This is a genomic window from Rhodohalobacter sp. 8-1, from assembly GCF_038150125.1.
GTDB lineage: Bacteria > Bacteroidota > Rhodothermia > Balneolales > Balneolaceae > SW132.
Window position 1 is genome coordinate 123,813 of record NZ_JBBVMF010000007.1, and the last position, 26,262, is coordinate 150,074.

Here is a 26,262-nt window from a genome sequence, read left to right on the forward strand (position 1 = left end):
AGCCGATGGCACTCCTTCGGAGAAATCTCCATTTGACAGGGGGCGACTTTTTCTTCGAGAATTAATCGAACTTAAGTTAAACTAAATTCAGGCCGCTATTCTTTATCAGAATGAAGGGTAGCGGCTTTTTTTGCAGAGTGAAGAATGCCTTTGATCATCGCTGAACTGAAGCCGCTGTGCTCCATCTCGTTGAGACCCGCAATTGTGCATCCACGAGGCGTAGTAACCCTATCGATTTCAAATTCAGGGTGGTTATCTTTGTCTGCCAAAAGAGAGGCTGCACCCTTTGCGGTTTGAGCCGCCATCTTGAGTGCTTCATGAGCATGAAAGCCGATTTCAGTCCCTCCCTGAGAAGCTGCGCGGATAGAGCGCAGAAAAAATGCAATACCGCACGCACAAAGAGCAGTAGCGGCTGTCATCTGTTCTTCCAGGATAGATACCGTCTTGCCAACAGTGTTAAAGATTTCCGTGGCCGTTTCAAGCACATCGCTATTGTCGGAATCCGTGCAGATACATGTCATCGATTCACGAATGGCGATGGCGGTATTTGGCATTGCCCGCACTATGCTTAATTTGTCACTTACTATGGTCTTTATATAAGCGATATCAACACTTGTTACCACAGAAATCAACAGATGCTTTTCAGGTTTAAGAAATGGACCAATTTGCTTTAGCAAATCATCAATTTGACTGGGCTCTACTGCCACAATAATTATTTCAGATCTCTTAATGGCCTCTTCATTACTATTAGTAACATAAAACCCCTGATCTTTATATGTCTCCAGCAATGTGATTCTTCGACGCGTGAGGGCGATTGAATCTGCTTCATATTTACCCGATTTAACTAAACCTGTGGCTATGGCAGTACCAAGATTTCCGGCTCCAAGAATGGCAATATTTTTACTCATGTCAGTATTATTTTTTTCCACTGTTATATTAAAACGTAATAAACACATTTGGATGAAGGAATGCATAAATTTGTTTAAAAATGAGCATAAGACTTGGGAAGCGCTTCTATAAAAAAGGGCCATTACTTTAAATTACTATAGAAAATAACTTGAACAGGAAGTGACAGTTGACTAACATAAACGGCTTCTGTAACTACATTTAAATAATCTACCTATATGCAAGTGTTGAAATTTGGCGGGTCTTCGATGGGTACTGCCGAATCGATATCAAACGTACTTTCTATTGTAACGCAACGGGCTGAGAGAGGGCCGGTTGCTGTGATTGTTTCTGCAATGAGAGGCGTGACCGATCAACTCGTTGAAACGTGCAACCGAATGGAGCGATCGTCTTTTAGCTATAACGAAACCATAGACGCGTTAGAGAAGCGACATTTCAATATAGCCCGTGAGATGTTACCGGCACAAGAGCAAAGTGACCTTATCACTGAGCTGAAGATGCTTTTAAATGAACTCGAAGATGTGCTGCAAGGCGTATCCTTAGTACAGGAAATCACGCCAAAAACCCGCGATTTTGTGATGGGGTTTGGTGAACGCCTATCGGCTAAAATTCTCACCCATCTGATTAAAAGTCAAAATATAGACTCTGAATACACTGATGCGCGTTCGTTTATTGTTACCGATTCACGCTTTGGTAATGCACGGGTAGATCTGAAGGTGACATATAATAAAATCCGCTCATATTTTGAAGCTACTGATGAGCCCAAGGTATTTGTTGTGACCGGTTTTATAGCTGCTACCAAACGGAATTTATCAACCACACTGGGCCGCGGTGGATCAGATTACACGGCTGCTCTTATAGGAGCTGCTCTCAATACCGATTTAATTGAGATCTGGACGGATGTGAACGGGTTGATGACGGCAAACCCCGGTAAAGTTAAACGGGCTTTCCCAATTTATGAAATTTCCTACGAAGAGGCGATGGAACTTTCACACTTTGGAGCTAAAGTTATTTATCCGCCTACCCTGATTCCGGCGCTAAAAGCCCAGATCCCAATTGTAATCAAGAATACGTTTGATCCCACTCAGCCCGGGACCTCTATCAGGAAAGAAATCACGCCTACAAACAATCTGATTAAAGGACTGTCGTCTATTGACAATATCACCATGCTAACAGTGAAGGGTAGCGGAATGATTGGGGTGAGCGGGATAGCAGCAAGGATTTTTCGTTCGCTGGCAGACGCCGACGTAAATATTATTATGATAACCCAGGCCTCATCTGAACATACGGTATCTATAGCTGTGCTCCCGCATCAGGCCATGATTGCAAAAAATGCCATTCACCGGGAGTTTGAAGAGGAGCTTCAGGGGCAGGAAATTGACGATGTGGAGGTTGAAAAGGATCTTTCGGTTATTGCCATTGTGGGTGATAACATGAGGAATATACCAGGAATCGCAGGCCGTATTTTCAGGGCGCTGGGTCGCAACGGAATTAATATCCGCGCAATAGCCCAGGGATCATCAGAAAGAAATATTTCGTTTGTCGTAAGCAACAGGGACGAAAATAAAGCGATTAATACACTACATGACGCCTTTTTCCTTGCCGGTGTTAAAACCGTTAATTTGTATTTGGCGGGTATTGGGTTAATTGGCGGTACGCTGCTCGAGATGATCAGGGAACAGCTGCAGGTGTTTTATGATGACTACAATATTGAATTTTGTCTGAGGGGCGTTGCAAATTCCAAAAGGATGCTGATTCGCGAAGGTGGCATCTCACTTTCAAACTGGAAGGATGAACTGGAAGAAAAGGGAGAGCCCACGGATCTTGAGGGCTTTGTTCAGCTGGTAAAAGAGCATAATCTGCCGAACTCAATTTTTGTGGATTGTACCGCCAGTGATGAGGTCTCAAATATTTATCCCAAAATACTATCCTCAAGCATCTCGGTGGTCACGCCTAATAAAAAAGCCAACTCCGGATCATTGAAATATTACAAGAAACTTCACGATCTGGCCGAAAAACACAACGTGGCCTTTAAATATGAGACCAATGCCGGGGCCGGGCTGCCAATTATTTCAACGATTGATGAGCTGGTATCCACAGGCGACCATGTTGATAAGATTGAGGGTGTGCTGTCCGGAACCCTCAGCTATATTTTTAACAACTTTTCCGGTGATAAGAAATTTAGTGATATCGTCATGCAAGCCCGGGAGAAAGGATATACAGAACCGGACCCGCGAGAGGATTTGAATGGCAGAGATGTGGCCCGAAAACTTTTAATATTGGCTCGTGAAGCAGGTTTTAAAATTGAACCTGAAGATATCGACGTTCAAAATCTTGTTCCGGAAGACGCCCGGAACGGATCTGGTGTCGAGGAATTTTTTGAGACATTAAAGCAGCATGATGACGATTTTGAATCACTCAGGGCTGATGCCGAGAAAAATGGTAAAAAACTCTGCTATATCGCCCGGTTTGAAAATGGACGGGGAGTCGTTAAGCTGGAGCAGATATCCAGCGAGCATCCATTTTTTGGGCTTGATGGAAGCGACAACATCATGGCCTTATACACGAGATATTATAAAGAGAGCCCGATGGTTATAAAAGGGCCGGGGGCTGGAGCTAATGTCACATCAGGTGGTATTGTAGCTGATATACTGCGCGTTGTAAGTACCAAAGCTGCAAGTAATGCAGGATAACCTATGACCAAACAAACTTTAAAATCCGCAAAAGCATTTGCACCGGCGTCCGTGGCTAATGTGTCCTGTGGATTCGATGTTCTCGCCTTTGCTATTCACGGACCTGGAGATATTGTAGAAGTGTCGATTAAAGACACGCCTGGAGTAGAGATAACTGATATTGAAGGAGATGGTGGTTTATTACCCAAAGATCCGCCTGTCGAAAATACGGCCGGACGTGCAGTGATGGCCATGCTGAAGGATCTGGATATAGAGGACAAAACCGGCATATCAATCCGCATCAAAAAAATGATGCCGCTTGGCAGCGGAATGGGGTCGAGTGCTGCCAGTTCTGTTGCTGCAGTAGTTGCTCTCAATAAACTGCTTGACACACCATACGAAAAAAGTGATCTGCTTCAGTTTGCTCTGCAGGGTGAACTTGCGGCAAGCGGCAGTCCGCATGCCGATAATGTGTCAGCGTCACTTCTGGGAGGCTTTACACTTGTTCGAAGTCAGCATCCGCTTGATATCGTGAAGCTCCATGTTCCAAAGGGTCTCGTTGCTGCAGTTTTTCATCCTAATATTTCCATCAGCACCAAAAATACACGGCTAATACTCAGAAAATCTGTACAAATGTCGCAGGCAGTTCAGCAGTGGGGTAACGTTGGCGGGCTGATTGCAGGACTGTATACCGAAGATTTTGATTTGATTTCACGTTCAATGACAGATCATATTGTTGAACCGGCCCGGTCGATTCTCATACCCGGATTTGATGAAATGAAGGAATCTGCCTTAGAATTAGGTGCCCTTGGATTCAGCATATCAGGGGCCGGACCGTCAGTTTTTGCCCTATGCCGGTCAGAAGAGGATGCAAAAATAATAAAAAAAGAGATTGCAAGAATCCTCGATACTTTTAACTTATTAGTGGAGGCATACATATCTCCAATCAATCTTGAAGGGAGCAAATCTGTGACATAAGACATAAAAAGCATTTGTTATGAGATTATATAGTACCAATGGTATATCGGACGGTGTTACATTTCTTGAAGCAGCTGAATCCGGGTTGGCTCCGGATGGCGGACTCTACATGCCAGAAAGTTTACCTGCACTATCGCTGCCATTTAATGATCCGGAATCGGCCGGAAATCTGACATTGCAGGAAATTTCTAAACAGGTATCCAGGCTATTCCTATCTGATTCACTCTCCACCAAAGAGATTGATGAGCTGATTGACGACGCAATTACGATGAAGGCACCGCTCCTCAAGCTCAAAGATAACCTTTTTGTACTGGAACTATTTCATGGCCCCACGCTTGCGTTCAAAGATTTTGGGGCACGGTTCATGGCAAGGTTGTTTTCGAAACACCGGTCTGTATCGACAAAAAAATTGATCATTCTCGTTGCAACATCCGGTGATACAGGTGGCGCGGTTGCCAATGGATTTTATAATCTTGATGGTGTAAACGTCTGTCTGTTGTTTCCAAAAGGGAAGGTGAGCGATATTCAGAGAAAACAGATGACTACGTTAGGCAATAATATCACTGCACTCGAAATCGAGGGCACATTTGATGACTGCCAGCGCCTTGTGAAACAGGCCTTTTCTGATGATAACCTTAACGGTACTCTTCGTCTTAGCTCTGCAAATTCCATCAATGTTGCAAGGCTGCTGCCTCAGAGCTTTTACTTTATTCACGCCTGGTTTCAGCTAAAAAAATTCACTCATAAAAACCCTGTATTTGTAGTACCCAGCGGCAACTTTGGAAATCTAACAGCCGGATTAATGGCAGAAAAAATGGGAATGCCCGTGTCAGCATTTGTAGCCGCAACCAACAGGAATAAAGTTGTACCTGAGTATTTAGAAGGAGCAGAGTTTTCGCCACGTACTTCCATTCAGACTATTTCAAATGCGATGGATGTTGGAAATCCGAGTAATTTTAGCAGAATCAGAGCGCTTTATAATGAAGATGATGAGGCAATTCGTCACCATATAAAAGGGTACTCATTTACCGATGACAGTACTCTTTCAATGATCCGTAAAGTTTATGAAAAGTATAATTATATAACAGATCCTCATACGGCAATTGGTTTACTTGCTGCGGAGGAGTATCGCAAAGATTATGACAAAAACGCTCCCCGGATAGTCCTTTCAACTGCTCATCCCTCAAAATTTTTGGATGTAGTTGAACCCGAAATTAATGGAAAAGTATCTATCCCAAAAAGATTATCTAATGCTATCCTTGAGGATGAAATGTCATTTCCTCTGTCATCTTGTTACTCAGAGTTTAAGCGAGTGATTTTGAATGCCTTTGATACCTGATAATGCGTCAGTTTTCCTCCACCGCTTTTTTCAGTTTGTTTAAGGAAGATATTGGGGCATCACAGGTGAAATTCCTGCACACATAAACCATTGCTTTGTTTTCCATGGGAAATGATTCAGTGAATGGAGAGATTGTATTCAGGGCCTCTTTGGTTTGATGGGATTTGAGAAGCACAGAATGCTTAAATCGATTTCGCCTGGATAAATAATCCAGAATTTCCTGTGTCTCCGAATCTTCCTGGCTGCCGGTGACGGCAATTTCTACAGGATCATAAAGAGCGGTAAGTTTTGTAATGAGGGCAAATGTATAAGCCGATGGGTTATCGGCAATGACCTCAGAAAATGATGTCAGAATCCGCTCAGACGTCTCTTCATAGTCTGGATTACCCGTAAGTCTCGACAAACGGAATCCGTTGAGAGCCGCCACGGAATTAGACGAGGGAAGAGCACCGTCGTAAATCTCTTTCTGCCGGCCCATGGGAGTTTCTGAATCTGATGAAGTCAGGTAAAACCCACCGTGTTCTTCATCCCTAAACCGCTCATTGAACTGCTTCTGAAAGTCAATTGCTTTTTTCAGATAAGTCGGGTCATGTGTGGTTTCATACAGCTCAATCAGTCCCCAGATCAACGCTGTATAGTCATCGGCCATTGCATCGATACCTGCGCCACCAACACGATAACGGTGCAGCAGGCGGCCATCTGATGTTACCATTTCAGAGCTGATAAAAGATTCAATCTCAACAGCAGCATCCGTAAACGCCGAATCACTGAAAATGGCACCTGCAGTTGCGAGCGCGGCCATCATCAGGCCGTTCCAGTCGGTCAAAATTTTGTCGTCAAGCAGAGGACGCGGGCGCTTTTTCCGAATATCATTCAGTTTATCCCGGATCTCATCAAGTGTATTCCCCAGCTCATCTGGATCACTGTCTTTGTCAGCCGCCAAATCAAACAAACTGCGGGAAAGATAAGGAATATTCTTACCGGTAAATTCACCGGTGGCTTCATCGCGGAAATTACCTTTCTCTTTGATGTTGTAAACCTCGCAAAACAAATCCGCCTGATCGGCTGTCAGCAGTTCAAAAATTTCATCACGTTCCCACACATAAAACTTCCCTTCTTCGCCTTCACTGTCAGCATCTTCAGCTGAGTAGAAAGCGCCTTCAGGTGACAGCTTAATGGCTTTCAGATAATCAAAAATTCGATAGCATGTATCCTTGAAAACCGGATCGCTACTCACGCGCCATCCCTCAGTGTAGGCCAGCATCAGCATCGCCTGGTCGTACAGCATCTTTTCAAAATGCGGCAGCAGCCACTTTTCGTCAGTGGAGTAGCGGTGAAACCCGCCGCCAATATGATCCCAAATTCCACCCTGGCGCATTTGACGAAGCGTGTGCAACGCCATTTCCCGGGACGTTTGATTGCCAGTGGCTTCTGCATGGTGCAGTAAAAATAGAAGATTATGTGGTGATGGAAATTTTGGTTCTGAGCCAAATCCTCCGTGCTCGTCATCAAATTGCCTTTGGAGTGCTTGCTGAGCATCGTCAATAATGTTATCCGGCAGCGATTCAGTGGATGTTCCAAGAGAAAGCGTTTTTGAAAATCCGTCGCGGATGCTCTCCACGCTTTGCCTGATGCGTTGTCTGTCCTCTGTCCATATCTTTTGGATTTGAGGAATCAGGTCTGTCATCCCCAACTGCTGGCCACGGGAATTTTTCGGCAGGTAGGTTCCTGCAAAAAACGGTTCCTTGTCTGGTGTCATGATAATTGTCAGGGGCCAGCCGCCGCGGCCGGTCAGCATCTGGCATACCGTCATGTACGTATTGTCGATATCAGGCCGCTCTTCACGGTCCACTTTGATGTTGATGAAAGTGTCATTCATCAGTTCAGCCACTTGTTTATCCTCAAAACTCTCATGCGCCATTACATGACACCAGTGGCAGGTGGCGTACCCAATGGAAAGAAAGACTGGTTTATCCTCAGTTTTCGCTTTTTCAAAGGCTTCATCACACCAGGGATACCAGTTGACTGGGTTTTCAGCGTGCTGGAGGAGGTAAGGGGATTTTGCATTTTTGAGGGAATTCATATTTAAAGATTATTTTAAATTTCTTCTTTCAATCGTTCGCCATAATCCACAAGATATCGTTCGTAGGGCTCGTCCATCAGGGGAGAGGTAATCAGGAAATCTGCTGATGAGCGGTCGCACGCTAATGGAATATTATACACTATTGCCATCCTCAGGAGCGCTTTCACATCCACATCATGCGGCTGTGCCTGAAGCGGATCCCAGAAAAAAATCAGGAGATCAAGCTTGCCTTCGGCAATGGCAGCACCGATCTGGAGATCGCCGCCCAGGGGACCGCTTTTAAACCGGTGTACCGGAAGGTCAAGTTTTTTGGCAATAAGCCCACCCGTTGTACCTGTGCCAAATAGTTCATGTTTTTTAAGAAGGTCGCTGTTGAATTCGGCCCAGTCGAGCAGGTCAAGCTTACGGTAATCATGGGCTATGAGTCCAATACGTTTTTTCTTGTCCATCGTGGCGGTGTGTGAACCAATGCTTGGATGAGACTTTGAGGGTTTTATCTTATTCAAAATAGCTGTGGTTAGTTCAGGTTAATACTCTTAGAATAGAAATTATATCGGTAAAGCCAAACAGCAAGTCGTGGATATTGAACCTGAACGATTCGTTACTAAAATGGAAGGGAAGATGTGAAGAGTCAGATCACGAGCTTGAGAGCGGGTTTGTGTAAAGAGAGGCGTTTAATAGCGTGATTCTGATCGCCAAAACCTTTTAACTTTGAGCTGAAAGAATCAATTTTGCAGAACATATCGTCTTGGTCGAGTAACGTTTGCAGATGGGGATTCTCCAACACTTTTGATGAGAGTACAAGCTCGTCACGATTCGCTTTCTCAACCAAGCGGGCTGCTAAATTGACGGTATTGCCAAAATAATCAATCCGGTTGTTAAGCGTAACGGCGTAGCAGCTTCCGTGGTGCAGGCCGCCTTTCAGACGTATCGGGGCATCCGATTTGTCTGAATCAAAAAAAAGTTTTTGCGCCCGTTGATAAGCCCGTACCGCAGAAGCAGGCTGTCGGAAAACGGCCATTATTGCATCTCCAATTGTTTTTACGATGGCGCCTCGTTCCTCCCGGATTATTTTCCGTAGAACCTCAAAATGATCCATTACTTTTTTGATGGCTTCCTCGTCGCCACTGTCAGAATAAATTGACGAAGAGTCAATAAGATCAGTAAACAACACGGTAAGTTCATCGCACTTCATCTTTTGTGATTCCCGAAGATACTCTTTCGGGAAACATTCTCTGAAGAATTGTTGAGATGTTACTTCGGCGGCCGAAACGCCATAGTCTTGCCATCGCCGGTCTTCAATTGAAATCAGCAATGGATGATCAGCTTTGTTTTTTACGATCATGTCTGATTGAGGCGAAAGCAGCGTTTCACCATTATCTTTCTCACCTTGCTCCAGTGTCATAGTCACATTATCGAGTCCTTCCACATCGGGCCTAACATGAATATCACGATCGAGTGTGTCGGTTCGGACACGGTATTTTCCGTCAGGCAGCATCAGGTTCACAAAATGCTTTGCTCCCGGCTTGATATACTGCTGCATAACTACATGTGGCCGGTGCTGAGGACCGGATACGCAGTACATATCGTCACTTAGCTTTCGAACCAGCGGATGTGATTTAAAAATAATCTGAGTGGTGTTATTTAAATCAAGATCCATCGTGTCACCGCAGTGATTGCAGTAGTGAGACGTGCTGATTTCAAACAGGCGCCTGGAAACTTTCAGAGTGCGTCTGCACCGAGGACAGACCTGCCTCCATTCCATGTTTAATATATTGAGTATCACGGCATGGTAGGCTGTCTCGAGTACCCGATGCAACGGAAATGACCATAGCTTTGAAAGAACCAAAGGTTCAATTGATTTCAGATCTTGCTCGTCTGAATAGTGCAAAAGATCAATAATTCGGCGGGATAGTTCCGGCTCGTTACTTTCGGCTGTGAGTTTTTTTTGCAGTTCGCGCCATTTACCGGGATTCTTCAGGCTTAACAGTAATGATGATGTCTTTTTTTGTGGAAACTGGTGGGAGGCGATTGATTCATCGTAGCGCCTGATGACGTGTTTTAATCTCTGTTTAAAGGCTTTGGAAAAATGAGTTTTTGTTCGAAGCGAACCCATGAATCCACGGGAAATCCCTTCAAACTGAATAGATATATCAGTGCCCGGTTCTTTTTTATTACGATCAGGTATGAGTTCAATTTTGATCAATAATTCTTCGTAGGGGCCGCGCTGGTAATTTCTGTAAACCTTTAAATAATGAGGAGCTTCCCAGCGGTAGGGTTCTTCCTGCCAGATATCGGCACGGCGCAAATGATCGTACTCGAGCTGAGCAAAATGTCGGGGCAAACTATGCGATATCATTGCCTCCTGCACCGGTAACTGCCCGACGTCTTTAAAAAATCGATTTGTATCCGAGACGTACGGCCACAGCTGTCGCGGTGTTCCCGCTGAGTGTATTCGCCAACTGTAGGAAAAAGGGTAACTTTTCATCAATTTTTTTTAAAACACGTTTCGAGATTCTGAACGTGATGCCGTATCTTAGCACTTCTCTAATATTAAAAGAGAAACTAACATCTAATTTGTTACAAAAAATATTACTATGGCTGTAGAACGTACGTTAACAATCCTGAAACCGGATTGTGTAAGAAAAAAATTAATAGGCACTGTCACTGCCCAGATCCAGGAGGCCGGATTTGAAATCAAGGCGATGAAACTGACCCGTCTCACGGAGGATACTGCCGGCGGATTTTATGCCGTTCACAAAGAAAGACCATTTTTTGGAGAACTTGTTGAATTTATGAGCAGCGGTGCATGTGTTCCAATGATTCTTGAGAAAGAAAATGCGATTGCTGATTTCCGCGAATTGATAGGTGCAACTAATCCAGAAGAAGCTGCAGAAGGAACCATCCGCGCTAAGTTTGCCGACAGTATCGGTGAGAACATTATTCACGGATCTGACTCTGTTGAAAATGGCCGGCTTGAGGCTGCTTATTTCTTTCCCGAATCTGATGTAGTTGCCAACGAGGCCTGATCCGATTCTTAGTAAAAGTTTTTAAATCGCCCCCGGTTTCTTTTTGGGGGTGATTTATGTTTAATCATCTGTGATAACGATAGCTACTATTTTATGAACGCACTCATCTCTCCAAAAACGAGCCCAGTTTGGATGATTCTGATTTTCTCATTAATCGTTCTTACGTCATGTGGATCTGAAATGGCTACTGACACAAACTCATCGGCTGGTGTAAAAACGGGAGGTGAACAGCTCATCAGTAACCATTTGCCAGAACTCGAGGGCAAAAATATCGGTCTTGTTATGAATCCGACGGCCGTAGTTGATGGCGTGCATATGCTTGATACATTGATGGCTCTGGACGTTGATATTGCGGCACTTTTTGCACCGGAACATGGATTCCGCGGCGAGGCGGGAGCAGGAGAGAAAATAGAAGACGGAGTGGATCAACAAACAGGATTACCGGTTTACTCTCTTTACGGCAGTACCCGCAAACCTACACCCGAAATGCTCGAAGGAATTGATATCCTGTTATTTGATATGCAGGATGTTGGTGCCCGATTTTATACCTATCACGCCACCATGGGCCTTGTAATTGAAGCCGCAGCGGATGCCGGAATTCCTGTCTGGATTTTAGATCGTCCCAATCCACTCAGTGGTGAGTATGTGAGCGGATGGATTCGGGAAGATGAGTTTTCATCATTTGTTGGGCCATATCCCATTCCAGTAGCGCATGGCATGACGCTGGGAGAATTAGCACAGATGATTGCGGGTGAGGGGTGGCTTGATACTGACGCCGCCCCCAATGTTCGGGTGATTGAAATGGCCGGATGGAATAGATCTATGCTCTGGCCCGACACAGATCTCCCATGGATTGCTCCTTCCCCAAACCTGCCAACATTTGAACATGCGTATGTCTATTTGGGCACATGTCTAATCGAAGGAACCTCTCTTTCAGAAGGCCGCGGGACCGCCGATCCGTTCTTAACACTGGGGTCACCAAACACAATATTGACTGAAGATCAAATTGATCGATTGAATAGCCGGATAACCGGTGGTACCGTCGCCCCGGCGGTATTCACGCCGCGAGAAATACCGGGTGTTGCTCTTAACCCTAAACATGAAGGTAAGGAGTCTTACGGAATCCGACTCACCGTAAATGATTACAACTCCTACCAGCCTTTCGAAAATGGACTGATTATTCTTTCTGAACTGATGCAAAGTACGCCCGAAGCCACCACAAGAGATTTTATATATAAACTTGCCGGGTCAAAAGAGATAGACAGAATTATCAGCGGAGAGCTCCAGCCAAGTGATGCGGACTTTTACATCGAGCCTTTCATGAATGGGCGGGATCAATATCTGATTTATTGAGCGGGCATAGTATAGTCGCAAGGCTAGTTTTCGATCATTTTTGGCGCTGAATCATCTGTCGTTTCCACTCATAACAGACTAACGCTGCACTCACTGAAGCGTTTAGCGATTCAACGTCATTTTCCATAGGCAGAGAAAGTAGGAAATCGCAATGCTCACCGGTTTTTTTCCTCATACCGCGCCCTTCATTGCCAATTACGAACGCCATAGGAACGTCATACGACTGGTCCCAAATAGTTGATTTTGCTGTTTGGTCGAGACCGGCAATCCAGAACTTATTCTCTTTTAGCGTGAGAATGGCCTGGTTTAAGTTTACCGTACGAATAATTGGAATGCGTCCGGCGGTGCCGGCGCTTGTCTTCAATACCGTAGCATTTACAGGGGCTTGCCGGTGCTTCGGGACGATAACAGCTGATATTCCTGCTGCTGCAGCTGTTCTTAAAATAGCTCCAAGGTTATGCGGATCCTCAATTTCATCAAGGCATAAAACCGCTGTTTCCGGTGTAGGGTCTAACTCATCCAGCCAGTCTTCAAACTCCAAATATTTTATTTCAGATATTGCGGCCACGACACCCTGATGATTGACATCGCCGACGAGTTCTGTCAGTTTTGCTTCGGGAACTTTTACGACAGGAATTCTGTGGCCGGATGCGGCGTTCACGATAGTATAAGATGCAGATGATCTGAGATTATCTCTGATGAATATTTTTTCAATCGTATCCGGTTCTCTGCTAAGAAGTTCCTGAACTGGATTGGTTCCAAATGAATATTTATTAGTCATTTATAATGTAATATTTTGGCTGTTTGTTTGCATCTGAATTCACAAATGGTGATATATGATTGTATAAAACTTGCTTAATGACAACTAAGCTTCATAACCCATACGAGAAGAGATCCAGATGATGAATGATGACCCTAAAGAAAAGAAATCCGGAGACCAATATCTTGGTCTAACTGATAATACCAGTAACAAATCGAAGTCTTCGCTCCACAAACTGAATTCCTACTGGAATAGCAACTCGCTCCAGGTTTTGGCGGGCAGTATCCAGATTCTTGCAGGAATGAGTATTGTAGGAATAACAATACTGGGCTTGCTGACTCCACTTTGGATCGCCGCCATATTGAGTATGCTGGGCAGCATATCAAGTATGTTTGGGGTCTACATGATCTTCCAGGCGGTATCGGCTACTGGTAAATTTGATACACTTATCAATCAGTCGATCAAGCGCGTTATTCGTGACCAGAATTAGAAGCGCTTCCTGTTTTATTTAAGTTGACGCAAATTCTATTGCAACCGGATAAAAGTTTGGAAGGTTTTATCATTTGAGTCGAAACCACATCTACACTCTGAAAACATCAGCCGGTATTCGTACTGTTACACCTTTATTAGAGCCCGTCTCTTCTTTTCATTCAGCTCCCGGGTTTTTCAATATCGCTCACCGCGGGGCAAGTTATTACGCTCCGGAGAACACATTTCCTGCATTTCATAGAGCAATTGAAATGAAAGCAGATATGATTGAGCTGGATGTCACGCTTTCCCGTGATAAAATTCCAGTGGTCATACACGATAGTAAGCTTAAGAGAACCACAGATGGACGCGGGTTGGTTCAGAATTATTTTGAACGAGAGTTACGTGATCTTGATGCAGGGCAGTGGTTCAGCCCCGAGTTTCGGGGTACCGTGCTTCCACGCCTTGAAGATGTATTAAAATGGGCTTCAAAAAAAATACTTCTCAACATCGAGATCAAAAAAGAGGCGGTTACTAAAAAACCAGAAGGTGGCGTTGTTCAGCTGGTTTACGAGCTGATCAAAGAGTGTGATATGACCGGGCAAGTGATCATTTCCAGTTTTAGCAGAATCGCTGTTAAAAGAAGTTGGGAATTTACGCCCGACATACCCACGGCATATCTTATGAGTCCCTACGCGTTGGGAACGGTAAGAGAATATCGCTTGATGAAAAAACTTAATGCAACAGGGTTGAACATGAAGCCTCATCAGATGAGGAAAAGGCTGATGTCACTGGCCGATAAAAACAAGAGTCCTGTTTGGGTATACACAGTTGATGATGAAAAAGAGATGGCCGAAGTCATAAAAAAAGGAGCTACGGGTATCTTTACGAATAGACCCGATGTGCTTGGGCGGGTTGCTTCTGATATATTTAAGAATCATCAGGAATAGCCCGGAAAAAAATTGATTCTTTTTACTATTTGGTTGAATAGGAATGGGGAGCCTGCTATTTTAAATTTTCCATCAATCAAGCCAAATCTCTCATGTCCACAAAATACATTCTCGTCACAGGCGGGGTAACTTCATCACTCGGAAAAGGCATTATTTGCGCATCATTAGGCCGGTTGCTGGTAGCTCGCGGACTAAAAGTGACCGTTCAGAAACTGGATCCATATATTAATGTGGATCCCGGCACTATGAATCCATACGAGCATGGTGAAGTTTATGTGACCGATGACGGTGCAGAAACAGACCTTGATCTTGGCCATTATGAGCGGTTCCTCGATATTAAAACATCACAGGAAAATAATGTAACCACCGGGCGCATTTATTATGATGTGATCAAGAAAGAGAGAAAAGGGGTTTACCTTGGAAAAACGGTACAGGTCATTCCGCATATCACTGATGAAATTAAGTCTCACGTCACAAAACTTGGAGAGTCTGAAAACTACGATGTGGTGATTGTAGAGGTGGGCGGAACCGTAGGCGATATTGAAAGTTTGCCATACATTGAAGCGATGCGCCAGCTTAAATACGAAGTAGGGCGTCAGAATGTACTCTCTATCCACCTCACGCTTGTGCCGTATCTTGCCGCCGCCGGTGAACTTAAAACAAAACCAACACAGCATTCTGTTAAGACATTGTCGGAAAGCGGGTTAAGCCCCGATATCCTGGTCTGCCGGTCGGAACATCCCCTGGACAACACTATTCGCAGTAAGATTGCCCAGTTTTGTAACGTGGAAATCGAGGATGTGATAGAGTCGCTTGACGCTCAAAGCATTTACGAAGTACCGCTGCTGATGCAAAAAGAGGGTCTCGACAAACAAGTAATTCAAAAGCTGAATATCGAGACAGATAAGCCGGATCTTGAAAAATGGATCCAGTTTGTTGATAGACTAAGATATCCCGACAAAACGGTAAAAATTGCCCTTGTTGGTAAATATGTGGAGCATCATGATTCTTATAAGTCGATTGTTGAAGCCCTGATCCATGGCGGTGCCGTTAACGATGCGAAAGTGAAGATCAAATGGGTTCAATCAGAAACGCTGAATACTCAAAATATTGATAAACATCTGAATGATGTGTCGGGTATTCTCGTGGCGCCGGGATTCGGGGATCGCGGAATTGAAGGAAAATACCTTGCTGTTCGATATGCCCGTGAACAAAAGATTCCGTTTTTTGGAATTTGTCTGGGCATGCAGTCTGCCGTTGTGGAATTCGCCCGAAATGTTGCTGGTCTCGAACACGCAGACAGCACAGAGTTCAATGAAAAAACACCACATCCCGTTATAGATCTGATGCTTGATCAGAAAGAAGTTACCGACAAGGGCGGAACCATGCGCCTGGGTAAGTATGCATGCAGCCTTGTGGATGATACTCGTGCAGCTGTATCTTACGGCAAGCAGACTATTGATGAGCGTCATAGACACAGGTATGAGTTTAATAACGCTTTCAAGAAAAAACTGACAGATGCCGGTCTTGTGATCTCCGGAGTTAACCCGGAAAGGGACTTGGTTGAAATTATTGAACTTAAAGATCATCCGTGGTTTGTGGGAGTTCAGTTTCATCCGGAACTTAAAAGCACCGTTTACCAACCTCATCCGCTTTTTGTATCACTGGTTGCCGCATCACTCGACCATGCAGAAAATAAAAAAATCGAAGAGAGCGCGGTAGCTGAAACGCCCGTCGAGTGATGGCAGAGTCTACCTATGCCGGCCGGATCAGAACAAGAGGCTGTGCAGTAGTCATTAAAGACGATAAAATCTTGCTTGTTCAGCAGCAAGTTCCCACACGTAAAACACCTGTTTGGCTGCCTCCCGGAGGAGAGGTTAAGCTTGGAGAAACAGCTAAAGATGCTGCTGCAAGGGAGGCATTTGAAGAAACCGGCATAAAGATTGAACCATCTCGTCTTATTGCCGTTCACGAATTTATAGAGCCGCCGTTTCACGCGGTTGAGCTTTATTTCTTATCTAAACTGACAGGGGGAACTCTGTTAACCGGAGTTGACCCGGAGCTGCAAGCTGATGATCAACAGATTTTAAAGTGTGAGTTTATTGATCTGGAGAGACTATCGGGAATGTCAATTTTCCCGCCTTTTGTACGGGAAATTAACTATGACTGGTTGAGTACGGAGTCTGTTGTTCAACATTTTATGAGTAGCAAATGACCTATTTTCATTAACTAAGCATAAAGTAATCAAAAAAATAGCTGTTCTATTCAAAATTTTATGCGCCAATTTAAATCCTGAACAGGGTAGCAAACAGCTGCCTTTTTTGTGTTTGTGATTTTTTTTCTTTTCCCCATCTGAACTCTTTTTGGTTATGATCATTTGTTATATTGTCGTTCTCAACAAAAAGAACCATTAAACCCGTTTATGAATCGAATACTACTTGGTTTTGTACTTCTCTCATTGATTCTCGCATCCTGTACTACTCAGCCGCAGGGCACACTTATCCATAACGTAAAAGGATACACTCTGCTCAATAATGAACTCCACACATTTGACGCGCTCGTGTTTGAAGGAGATGAAATTCTGACAACCGGCTCAGCCGAAGAACTTTCAAAACAGTATTCGGAATTTAACCAGGTCGACGGACAGGGCAACACGCTTTTGCCCGGATTGATTGATGCCCATGTTCATGTGATGGGCCTTGGCTTCCAGGAGCTGGATGTGGATGTGTCGGGAATTGAGTCGCTGGAGGGTACGCTGGAAAAAATTGGCGAGTATGCCCAGGCGAATCCGGATCTTGAGTGGATACGGGGGCGCGGATGGAACCAGGTGCTTTGGGAAGAGAACGAGTTCCCAACGGCTGCTGATCTCGATGAAGTCGTGGGCGACCGCCCGGTATGGCTCACCCGAGTTGATGGACATGCAGGTTGGGCAAACACCCGGGCCATGGACATTGCCAACATTAGCCGGGACACGCCTGACGTTCAGGGCGGCCGCATTATTCGCAACTCGCGTGGTGACGCCACCGGAATTTTTGTGGATGCCACGATGAATTACGTCTCCAGTAAGATTCCCGGACGAACCGAGGAGGAGGAAGAAACCGCATTTTCACTGGCACTCAATTCCATGGCTGAACATGGACTCACCTCAGTACATGATGCCCGTACCGGTCGCGAGACATGGGAAATGTATAAGAACTATGCAGACAGCGGAGATCTTAAAACACGAATTTACGCGATGATTGCCGGTACAGGGGAACAGTTCGATCAATTATCGAAAGACGGCCCCATCAACCAGTATGCGGATCATAAGCTGGCCCTTCGAAGCGTGAAAATTTCTGCGGATGGTGCACTGGGCAGCCGGGGTGCAGCAATGCTGGAAGAGTACAGCGATGATCCCGAAAACAAAGGACTGCTCTTTTTTGATCAAGAAGAACTAAACGGCATGCTGTTGAAAGGCGCAGAAAAGGGGTATCAAATGAATATTCATGCCATTGGTGATGCGGCTAACCGCCAAGTCCTCGATGGATTTGAATATGTAGAGCAGCAGCTTGGTGATCAGTCAGAGTTAAGGCACCGAGTTGAACACGCCCAGATTGTAGCTTTGGAAGATATTCCCAGGTTTGTTGATCTCGATCTCATCGCATCCATGCAGCCCACACACGCCACCAGCGATATGAATATGGCTGAAGATAGGGTAGGGTCCGAGCGAATTCAGGGAGCCTATGCCTGGCAAACATTTCTCGACCAGGGAACGGTGATAGCTGCCGGTTCTGATTTCCCGGTTGAGAATGTAAACCCATTTTATGGACTCTATTCAGCCGTGACACGAAAAGATCACGGAGGTATGCCACCCGGAGGTTGGTACAGTGAACAGGCGATGAGCAGAATTGAAGCGCTGAGGGCGTTTACCATTGATGCAGCCTATGCCGCTCACCAGGAAAACGTACTTGGTACACTTGAACCGGGAAAAAAAGCAGATTTTATAATTGTAGACAAAGATTTCTTCGAAGTGGATGCCTCAGAAATTTGGCAAACAGATGTACTACAAACCTGGATGGGCGGAGAAAAAGTATTTGACGGGGGGACAGATTAATGAAGATACGTCTTCATCAATTAAACCCTACAATCGGCGATTTGGAAGGAAATAGAAACCTGATTCTTTCCGCTCTCGACGGAGCTGAATCGAATGGAATAGATCTTCTTATTTTACCGGAAATGTGCGTGACCGGTTATCCGGTTCAGGATTTGCTTGAGCGTCCATCGTTCCGAAATGCCGTTTACTCGATAACTGATGAACTTATCTCTGGTACGACTAAAACGGCACTTCTGTTTGGAAGCCTCACGGCTAATGAGGAAGGCTCAGGCCGAAAAATGTACAACTCGGCTATTCTTGCCCGCGATGGTCAAGAAATTGGCCGGATTCATAAAACACTGCTTCCAACTTATGACGTGTTTGACGACCTCCGGTACTTTGAACCCAATACAGAGTTTGATTGCCTCACGCTTGATGGCGTAAAGCTTGGGGTTACTATATGCGAAGATATTTGGTACAACGAAAATGAGTTTCAGTACCATCATTACATGATAGACCCGGCTCATAAACTGGCAGATAAAGGAGCAGAGGTTATTATTAATATATCGGCCTCGCCGTTTACTAACACTAAGCATGAAAATCGCCTGCATATGCTTGGAAAACATGCCTCAGAACTCGAATTGCCCGTTCTCTATTGTAACCAGGTGGGCGCACATACGGAACTTGTGTTCGATGGAGGCTCTTTGGCCATGGGAGCAAACGGGAAGGCAATCGCACATACCCGGGCTTTTGAGGAATCATTCACCGATGTACATTTCAATCAGAAAGACAAATCCTTACAGGACTCATCCTCCAGGGGCTGGTATCCTGAATCGGAGAACGAACGTCATTTTTATGCCATAAAACGCGGGCTTAAAGATTACATGGAAAAGACCGGTGTGACTGATAAAGTAATTTTAGGGCTGAGTGGCGGTATTGATTCTGCTTTGGTGGCGGTACTTGCTGTCGAAACACTGGGTGCGGAAAATGTTCACGCCGTCACGATGAGTAGTGAATATTCAAGCGAAGGAAGCGTGGCGGATTCGGTAAAACTCGCCAATAATCTTGGGATGACCTTATCTCAAATTCCTATTGAAACTATTTATGATGAATTTAACGCAACATTAGACCCATTATTTAAAGACTTACCATTTGGTGTGGCCGAAGAGAATTTGCAGAGCCGAATTCGCGGGTCTTTATTAATGACGATATCCAATAAATTCAATGCTTTTTTGCTCGCTACAGGAAACAAATCAGAATATGCGGTAGGATACGCAACACTTTATGGGGATATGAATGGTGCTATTGCACCGATAGGAGATCTGTATAAAACTAAAGTATTTGAGCTTTCGGAGTGGCTGAATAAAGAGTACTACAAAAAAGAGATGATTCCCGAAGAAATACTGAAAAAGGCACCGAGTGCAGAATTGCGTCCCGATCAAAAAGATAGTGATACTCTTCCGGAATATGATATTTTGGACTCCATCCTATTTCAGTACATCGAACGTATGAAACCGCTGGAAGAAATAGCAGACAGTGGCATTGATATAGATACGGTACGATCGGTTGTTGCACTTGTTGATCGTCAGGAATTTAAAAGATTCCAGGCAGCGCCGATAATTAAATTGACTTCCAAGTCGTTCGGTACCGGAAGACGTAAACCATTGGTTCAAAACTGGACTTCAAATGAGATCAGAAATTCTGCGGATTAATCAAAAAGATATTTTGCGTTTTCCGTAGATTGTGTTGATCATATAATGTTATAAAAATCGACCACTAACCATCTATTAACCAATTTTTATGAAATCATTTAACCTGCTCTTATTGCTGTTTCTTATGGGCTCAGTGGCCAACGCACAACAGCAATCAGATTCGGACAATCAGCATATGGAAGTCCAGAAAAAGCTGATTCCATACACAAATCCTCTTTTGAATGTTGGTGATTCGCGTGTCGTGGAAGAACCAACTCGTGAATTGGGTCAGCTTGAAAAGGAAACAATGCGCAGGATATCGGATGTATACCGGATACATGTACTTGCGATTGACGCCCAAATACAAGACGATCTTGTTCAGGCAGAAATACATATAAATGATGCATTTGCGTCCATCCAGGCGCTCATGGATGATTTCCCTGAAATACAGAGCAACCAGCGGTTTGCTGCATTATACCGCAGCGTGATGGCAGAATATCGCGAGTTTTATGCCATATCTGAGCCGATAAATGATGTAGAGGGAGATATTTTTGAAATTCGTGATGAACTCTTTGCTGAAGAAGATGAATGGATTGCTGAAGGATTTAATTTGCCGGAAAATCTTTCGTTTAACAGAACCGAAGTTCCGCTTGTTCAAAATCAGCATGTCAGCCGACACCTCATGTACTACTCCATGAGACGCCCCGAAGTGATGGAGCGATGGCTCGAGCGTTCAGAATATTACTTTCCTATGATGCTCGAGATTTTTGAAGAAGAGGGCACTCCCAAAGAATTGATTCATTTGTCGATGATTGAAAGTGGTCTTGTTCCAACGGCTCGAAGCTGGGCGTCTGCTGTAGGTTTATGGCAGTTTATCCGCGCAACGGGTGCTGTATATGGTCTGGAAGTTAATTGGTGGGTGGATGAGCGCCGCGATCCGGTTAAATCAACCCGTGCAGCCGCTCGTCATTTGAATGATCTATATGAGATTTGGGGAGATTGGCATCTCGCCCTTGCCGGGTATAACATTAGCCCAAGAGGATTAAAACGGGCCATCAGGTCGGCCGGTAACGTTGAAGATTACTGGGTGGCTTTTCCCTATCTGCCACGAGAAACCCGTGGTTATGTACCCGGCTTTATTGCTGCAACGATGGTTGCCAGTAATCCTGAAGAATTTGGATTTCAAAGAAACTATGGCGGGGAACGCTATCAATATGACGTGGCTAATGTTGATGGGCTGATGCCGCTCGATAAACTTGCTGAAGCAGCCGGTATCACAACAAACAAGCTCAAAGAATTTAATCCTGAATTATTGCGATGGGCCACACCTCCCGGCGACTCATACCCGCTTAAGCTGCCACAAGGAACGAAAGATCAATTTCTGCTGGCCTACCAGGATATTCCAAAAGACGAACGTGCCAGCGAAATTGCCATGCATACCGTAAGCAGCGGTGAAACACTTGGGTTTATCGCCCGTCGGTACGGAACGTCGGTTCGATCGCTTTACGAGACCAATGAAGGCTTGAGTAACATAATTCATCCCGGTCAGAGACTTGTCATCCCGATTGCACCAGGTTCATCCGGGCAGCTTTCCGCCAGTCAGCCTTCAAACCAGCAGCGCAGCAGCAGCTCCTCAAGATCTTCGAGCAGGAGCCAGGTTCAGGCTCCATCAAACACTACGCCAGTGTCCTATACTGTGAAAAGTGGTGATACCGTCGGGCATATTGCCGAATGGTACGACGTTAGGGCATGGCAGCTTCGTGCCTGGAATGGCATTTCCAACACTATTCGTGTGGGACAGCGGCTGACCGTTCATGTGCCCAACAGCCGTTCGAGCTACTACGAGCAAGTTGAAGATCTTTCCTACTCTAAAAAGCAGGAGCTTGAGCGTCAGCAGCGGTCAGGAGAAAATATCTTTGCCGGCCAACTGGCTGACAATTCATCCTCCGGTGGAACAATTTCTTACACCGTGAGGAGAAATGAAACTTTGGGCGGGATTGCTCGCCGGCACAGTGTTTCCGTTGCCGCTATTCAAAGGGCTAATAACCTAAGTGGTACAACAATTTATGCAGGTCAAACTTTAACAATCCCTGCTGACTAAATAAGCATTTATATGCTCCCAATTTCCAAGCGGTATACTACTATAATCCTGCTGATATTACTGTTAGCAGGATCTTTAGCGTTCACACAGGCAAACGACCTTTTTTTCCAGATAAAAAAACAGCTCACCATATTTAGTGATGCTTACAAAGAGGTAGCCACGCTCTATGTGGAAGATGTAAGCCCGGAACGGCTGATGACAACAGGCTTGAACGCCATGTTAAAAGAGCTTGATCCTTACACGGTGTTTATCCCAGAGGGAGAGCAGCAGCAAATGGAAATCATCTCAACAGGCTCTTATGGCGGGGTGGGCATCGATGCCGGGTACCGTGGTGATGACATCGTTGTTATTGCTCCCCTGGAAGGTTATCCCGCAGATCGTGCAGGAATTCGACCGGGAGATATTATACTAAGAATCAATGATGTTCTTGTCGCCGGTATATCACCGGAAGAAGTTCAGCAACTCACGATTGGTGATCCCGGGACCGAGATTACCTTAACAATCAGGCGAGCCGGCATGGATGAGCTTCTTGAGTTCAAATTGGAACGTGAACAGATCGTCGTAAAGAATATTGAATATGCCGGCCGTTTGGAGAGCAATCAGAATGTTGGCTACATCAAGCTTACTCGTTTTGGACAGCGCTCAGCTGAGGAAATCAGAGAAAAGCTACTTGAATTTGAATCAAACGGCGTCAACAGCCTGATATTAGACCTTAGAAATAATCCGGGGGGGTTGCTGAATGAAGCCGTTGAGATTGTGGATAAGTTCATTGAACCGGGAGTAACGGTTGTAGAAACTAAGGGACGTATTGAAAATGAAAACAGCACCTTTGTGTCTGATGAACCTCCGGTATTTGAAGACTTACCGATTATTGTTCTGATGAATGAAGGAAGCGCGAGTGCGTCGGAGGTTGTGGCGGGAGCATTTCAGGATCTTGACAGGGCAGTGATTCTGGGCGAAACCAGTTTCGGTAAAGGGCTGGTTCAAACGGTTAGGCCGTTGTCTTACAATACGTCACTGAAAATCACTATCTCCCAGTATTTCACTCCCAGCGGACGCAGCATTCAGTCTGTTGACTATACGGGTGGAAACGGGTCTGACGGACGGCAAATCCCCGACTCTCTGCGCCGGGCGTTTACCACAAAAAATGGCCGAACGGTTTATGACGGATTTGGCATTGAGCCGGATGTGAAAGTGTCTGAAGATAAGCTTACCCGGCTTCAGCTTGCATTGCTTCAAAACAATAACTTTTTCTTCTTCGTGGCTGATTATATCGCGCGAAATGGTAACGAAAGACCGGAGAATATGTATGAGCGGTTTTTGACTTATCTTGAAGTTGAAAATTTTGACTATGAAACACCGGCAGAAAGAAACATCAAACAGTTGATGGCGAATGGTGATATTTTCTACAATGAGCAACAATCGAATGAGTTGCTTAGTCAGCTTCAGGAATCGGTTAACCGGAAAAAAGAGCAGCTTCTTGAAGAGAATAAGGGTTTCATCGAAAAAAAATTGCGGGAAGAATGGGTAACGCAAAGCGGAACAACTGATGAAAAAGTGCAATATAATTTACAACAGGATGTAATGATCCAGGAAGCGATTCAGCTTTTTGGAAACCGCAATAGTTATGATGTAATTTTAAAACCATAGTTTTGGGCAAAGCAGATCTTCACATACATACAAATGCTTCCGATGGGGACTGTACGCCCCGGGAAATACTGGAGAAAGCTATTGAGAAGGGACTTAAAACTATTTCCATTACAGACCACGACACAATCAAAGGGTATAAAAAAGCCAGAGCCCTGGATTTAAGCAATCAACTGGAGCTTCTTCCGGGCGTAGAAATGTCTGTGAAATGGGGAGATAAAGAAGTTCATCTGCTTGCCTACTGTTTTGATCCGGATAACGAAGATGTGAATATTCTGCTGCTTCAGCAGAGTAGTGCAAGACGCCGGCGCATGGCAAAAATCGTTAAAGCCTTGCAGAAGCAGGGGATCGATATTGACATGGATGAAGTGAAAGCCGAAGCAGGTTTCAGTAATATTGGAAGACCTCATGCCGCATCCGTTTTGATAAACAAAGGAGTTGTATCGTCATTTAATGAAGCGTTTATCCGGTATTTGTCATCCGAAAAGCTTGATCACATCAACGCAGAGTACTGTACGATTTCTGAGGCTGTTCAAGTCATGAAAAAGGCAGGAGGAGTGCTATCTCTGGCACACCCCGGGCCATTGTATTCATCAGGTGAAATTGAGCAAATGATTGATCTTGGAGTTGACGGGCTGGAGTGTATTCATCCGAGTCATCCATATCCGGTTCAGAAAAAATTTACAAAACTGGCTGAGAAACGGAATTTAACGATCACCGGTGGAAGCGACTTTCACCGACCGTCTAAATCAGGGTATGAGCCCTATTTTGGAATTGTTACCTTAGGTGAGCAGTATGTGGAGTCACTAAAGCGAACGTCGACACAGCGAAAAAACACTTAATACCGATGGGATTTACAAATGAATTGGGAAAGTAAAAGGATAGCAGTTGTTGCAGCAAAATGGAATTCGTTTGTCACGGATCCTATGCTTGAAGGGGCACAGGCAGCACTTAAAGGAAAAGGAATTACAGACGATCATATTTATACTTTCAGATGCCCCGGCTCCTACGAACTGCCTCTTGCCTGTAAAATGTGTATCGATAAGCTCAATGTTGATGGTGTTGTTGCAATAGGAGCGGTCATTCAGGGCGGTACTCCGCACTTTCACTATGTGTGCGATGCGGTTAACAAAGGAATATCGGAACTGAATATACGATATGACACACCGGTCTCGTTTGGTGTGTTAACGACTGATACTGTAGAACAAGCTATGGAAAGAGCCTCAATAGATAAAGGGAACAAAGGGGCTGAAGCAGCTCTGGCCGTTTGTGATATGATTGAACTCGAGAATTCAATCACACAAACAGAGTAATAATTCCTTCTTGATTAAGGTTTAGATTAACTCTAATATATATGGCTGTAAACAATCACAACGGATTTCTTTGAAACCATTTACGCTTACAAATAACGAACAGACTGATGCAGACGTAAAACTGCAGAAAGAGATAAGTGAATCGGGGAAAATACCCGGTCACATCGCTATAATCATGGATGGTAACGGACGCTGGGCTCAAACAAAAGGCAACGTTAGAATTTTTGGTCATAAAGCCGGTGTCGAATCAGTTCGTGATATTACAGAGTCTTGTGCACAACTTGGCGTGAAACATCTCACGCTCTACGCTTTTTCCACTGAAAACTGGAACAGGCCCGCAATAGAAGTGAATGGCTTGATGAAGATACTGGTGAACAGTTTAAAAAATGAAGCCGAGCGCCTGAACAGGAACAATATTAAATTTGTAACCATCGGGCAAATTGAGCGGCTTCCTGAAAAATGCCAAAAACAGATTAGCGAAGTAACTGAACTCACAAAAAATAACGACAGCCTGCAGCTCTGTCTCGCATTAAGTTACTCTGGACGATGGGATATTACAGAAGCAGTTAAGAAACTCTCGAAACGAGTACAAGCCGGTGAGTTGAATCCTGAAGAAATTAACGACCAGTTAATTGGCGCACATTTGTCAACTGCAGAGGTACCTGATCCCGATCTGATTATTCGCACAAGCGGTGAATTTCGAATCAGCAATTTTCTTCTGTGGCAGCTGGCCTATTCAGAACTTTATATAACTGAAACTTTCTGGCCGGATTTCAGGAGAGATGAGCTTTACGAGGCAATAAAATCGTACCAAGAACGTGACCGTAGATACGGTGGAGTTAAGAATGGATATTCCAAATCCGTCTCTTCATCAGTTTTCAATAAAATCATTTCATAAAA

General features: G+C 44.7%; 21 protein-coding genes. 16 read left to right on the forward strand and 5 right to left on the reverse strand.

Annotation, left to right across the window (positions count from 1 at the left end; translation table 11 throughout):
* Positions 1-95 precede the first annotated feature (95 nt).
* Positions 96-974, reverse strand: coding sequence for a pyrroline-5-carboxylate reductase (gene proC, locus AABW11_RS09150; protein ID WP_340104773.1), 879 nt, complete (start codon positions 972-974; stop codon positions 96-98).
* A 150-nt stretch (positions 975-1,124) separates the two neighbouring features.
* On the opposite strand from proC, the gene thrA reads away from it, so the two are divergent.
* Genes thrA through thrC form a run of 3 tightly spaced genes read left to right on the forward strand, consistent with a single transcriptional unit; the run spans position 1,125 to position 5,895 of the window.
* Positions 1,125-3,599 carry a bifunctional aspartate kinase/homoserine dehydrogenase I gene (gene thrA / locus AABW11_RS09155; RefSeq protein ID WP_340104774.1) on the forward strand — a complete coding sequence of 825 codons (2,475 nt, stop codon included), beginning with the start codon at positions 1,125-1,127 and terminating at the stop codon, positions 3,597-3,599.
* Between the two features lie 3 nt (positions 3,600-3,602).
* Positions 3,603-4,556, forward strand: coding sequence for a homoserine kinase (locus AABW11_RS09160; RefSeq protein WP_340104775.1), 954 nt, complete (start codon positions 3,603-3,605; stop codon positions 4,554-4,556).
* Positions 4,557-4,575: 19 nt separating this feature from the next.
* Positions 4,576-5,895, forward strand: coding sequence for a threonine synthase (thrC, locus tag AABW11_RS09165; RefSeq protein ID WP_340104776.1), 1,320 nt, complete (start codon positions 4,576-4,578; stop codon positions 5,893-5,895).
* Positions 5,896-5,902: 7 nt separating this feature from the next.
* Here the strand turns inward: thrC and AABW11_RS09170 are convergent, their stop codons facing one another.
* From AABW11_RS09170 to AABW11_RS09180, 3 genes are all read right to left on the reverse strand, one after another.
* Positions 5,903-7,978: a thioredoxin domain-containing protein gene (locus AABW11_RS09170; RefSeq protein ID WP_340104777.1), complete on the reverse strand. Its 2,076-nt coding sequence runs from the start codon at positions 7,976-7,978 to the stop codon at positions 5,903-5,905.
* Positions 7,979-7,992: 14 nt separating this feature from the next.
* On the reverse strand, positions 7,993-8,427 hold the full coding sequence (locus tag AABW11_RS09175) for a methylglyoxal synthase (protein ID WP_445263751.1): 435 nt from the start codon (positions 8,425-8,427) through the stop codon (positions 7,993-7,995).
* A 182-nt stretch (positions 8,428-8,609) separates the two neighbouring features.
* Positions 8,610-10,466 (reverse strand): adenylate/guanylate cyclase domain-containing protein, encoded by a 1,857-nt coding sequence (locus AABW11_RS09180; protein WP_340104779.1) that lies wholly within the window; start codon positions 10,464-10,466, stop codon positions 8,610-8,612.
* A 109-nt stretch (positions 10,467-10,575) separates the two neighbouring features.
* Here AABW11_RS09180 and ndk point away from each other — a divergent pair, with 109 nt between their 5' ends.
* Together ndk and AABW11_RS09190 are read left to right on the forward strand one after the other, a co-directional pair.
* The gene (gene ndk / locus AABW11_RS09185) at positions 10,576-11,007 is read left to right on the forward strand and encodes a nucleoside-diphosphate kinase (RefSeq protein WP_340104780.1); all 432 of its coding nucleotides are present in this window, start codon (positions 10,576-10,578) and stop codon (positions 11,005-11,007) included.
* A gap of 180 nt (positions 11,008-11,187) precedes the next feature.
* Complete coding sequence (locus tag AABW11_RS09190; protein ID WP_340104781.1) at positions 11,188-12,360, forward strand: exo-beta-N-acetylmuramidase NamZ family protein; 1,173 nt, start codon at positions 11,188-11,190, stop codon at positions 12,358-12,360.
* A gap of 34 nt (positions 12,361-12,394) precedes the next feature.
* Here the strand turns inward: AABW11_RS09190 and rlmB are convergent, their stop codons facing one another.
* Positions 12,395-13,141, reverse strand: a complete 747-nt coding sequence (gene rlmB, locus AABW11_RS09195; RefSeq protein WP_340104782.1) for a 23S rRNA (guanosine(2251)-2'-O)-methyltransferase RlmB — start codon at positions 13,139-13,141, stop codon at positions 12,395-12,397.
* A gap of 118 nt (positions 13,142-13,259) precedes the next feature.
* On the opposite strand from rlmB, the gene AABW11_RS09200 reads away from it, so the two are divergent.
* The 11 genes from AABW11_RS09200 (at position 13,260) to AABW11_RS09250 (ending at position 26,260) form a co-directional block, all read left to right on the forward strand.
* Positions 13,260-13,610 (forward strand): hypothetical protein, encoded by a 351-nt coding sequence (locus tag AABW11_RS09200; protein WP_340104783.1) that lies wholly within the window; start codon positions 13,260-13,262, stop codon positions 13,608-13,610.
* Positions 13,611-13,683: 73 nt separating this feature from the next.
* Entirely contained in the window at positions 13,684-14,538 is an 855-nt protein-coding gene (locus AABW11_RS09205) for a glycerophosphodiester phosphodiesterase (protein ID WP_340104784.1), read from the forward strand.
* 92 nt (positions 14,539-14,630) lie between these two features.
* Positions 14,631-16,280, forward strand: a complete 1,650-nt coding sequence (locus AABW11_RS09210) for a CTP synthase (protein ID WP_340104785.1) — start codon at positions 14,631-14,633, stop codon at positions 16,278-16,280.
* A complete protein-coding gene (locus AABW11_RS09215; protein WP_340104786.1) occupies positions 16,280-16,753 on the forward strand; it encodes an NUDIX domain-containing protein in 474 nt (157 codons plus the stop codon). The genes AABW11_RS09210 and AABW11_RS09215 overlap by 1 nt, the downstream gene beginning before the upstream one ends.
* 207 nt (positions 16,754-16,960) lie before the next feature.
* Positions 16,961-18,631: an amidohydrolase gene (locus AABW11_RS09220; protein WP_340104787.1), complete on the forward strand. Its 1,671-nt coding sequence runs from the start codon at positions 16,961-16,963 to the stop codon at positions 18,629-18,631.
* Positions 18,631-20,322: an NAD+ synthase gene (locus tag AABW11_RS09225; protein ID WP_340104788.1), complete on the forward strand. Its 1,692-nt coding sequence runs from the start codon at positions 18,631-18,633 to the stop codon at positions 20,320-20,322. Before AABW11_RS09220 ends, AABW11_RS09225 begins: the two co-directional genes overlap by 1 nt.
* A gap of 88 nt (positions 20,323-20,410) precedes the next feature.
* Entirely contained in the window at positions 20,411-22,402 is a 1,992-nt protein-coding gene (locus AABW11_RS09230) for a LysM peptidoglycan-binding domain-containing protein (protein WP_340104789.1), read from the forward strand.
* 12 nt (positions 22,403-22,414) lie between these two features.
* Positions 22,415-24,052 (forward strand): S41 family peptidase, encoded by a 1,638-nt coding sequence (locus AABW11_RS09235; protein ID WP_340104790.1) that lies wholly within the window; start codon positions 22,415-22,417, stop codon positions 24,050-24,052.
* Between the two features lie 2 nt (positions 24,053-24,054).
* Complete coding sequence (locus AABW11_RS09240; protein ID WP_340104791.1) at positions 24,055-24,891, forward strand: PHP domain-containing protein; 837 nt, start codon at positions 24,055-24,057, stop codon at positions 24,889-24,891.
* An 18-nt stretch (positions 24,892-24,909) separates the two neighbouring features.
* A complete protein-coding gene (gene ribH, locus AABW11_RS09245) occupies positions 24,910-25,362 on the forward strand; it encodes a 6,7-dimethyl-8-ribityllumazine synthase (RefSeq protein WP_340104792.1) in 453 nt (150 codons plus the stop codon).
* Positions 25,363-25,432: 70 nt separating this feature from the next.
* Positions 25,433-26,260, forward strand: coding sequence for an isoprenyl transferase (locus tag AABW11_RS09250; RefSeq protein ID WP_340104793.1), 828 nt, complete (start codon positions 25,433-25,435; stop codon positions 26,258-26,260).
* Positions 26,261-26,262 lie beyond the last annotated feature (2 nt).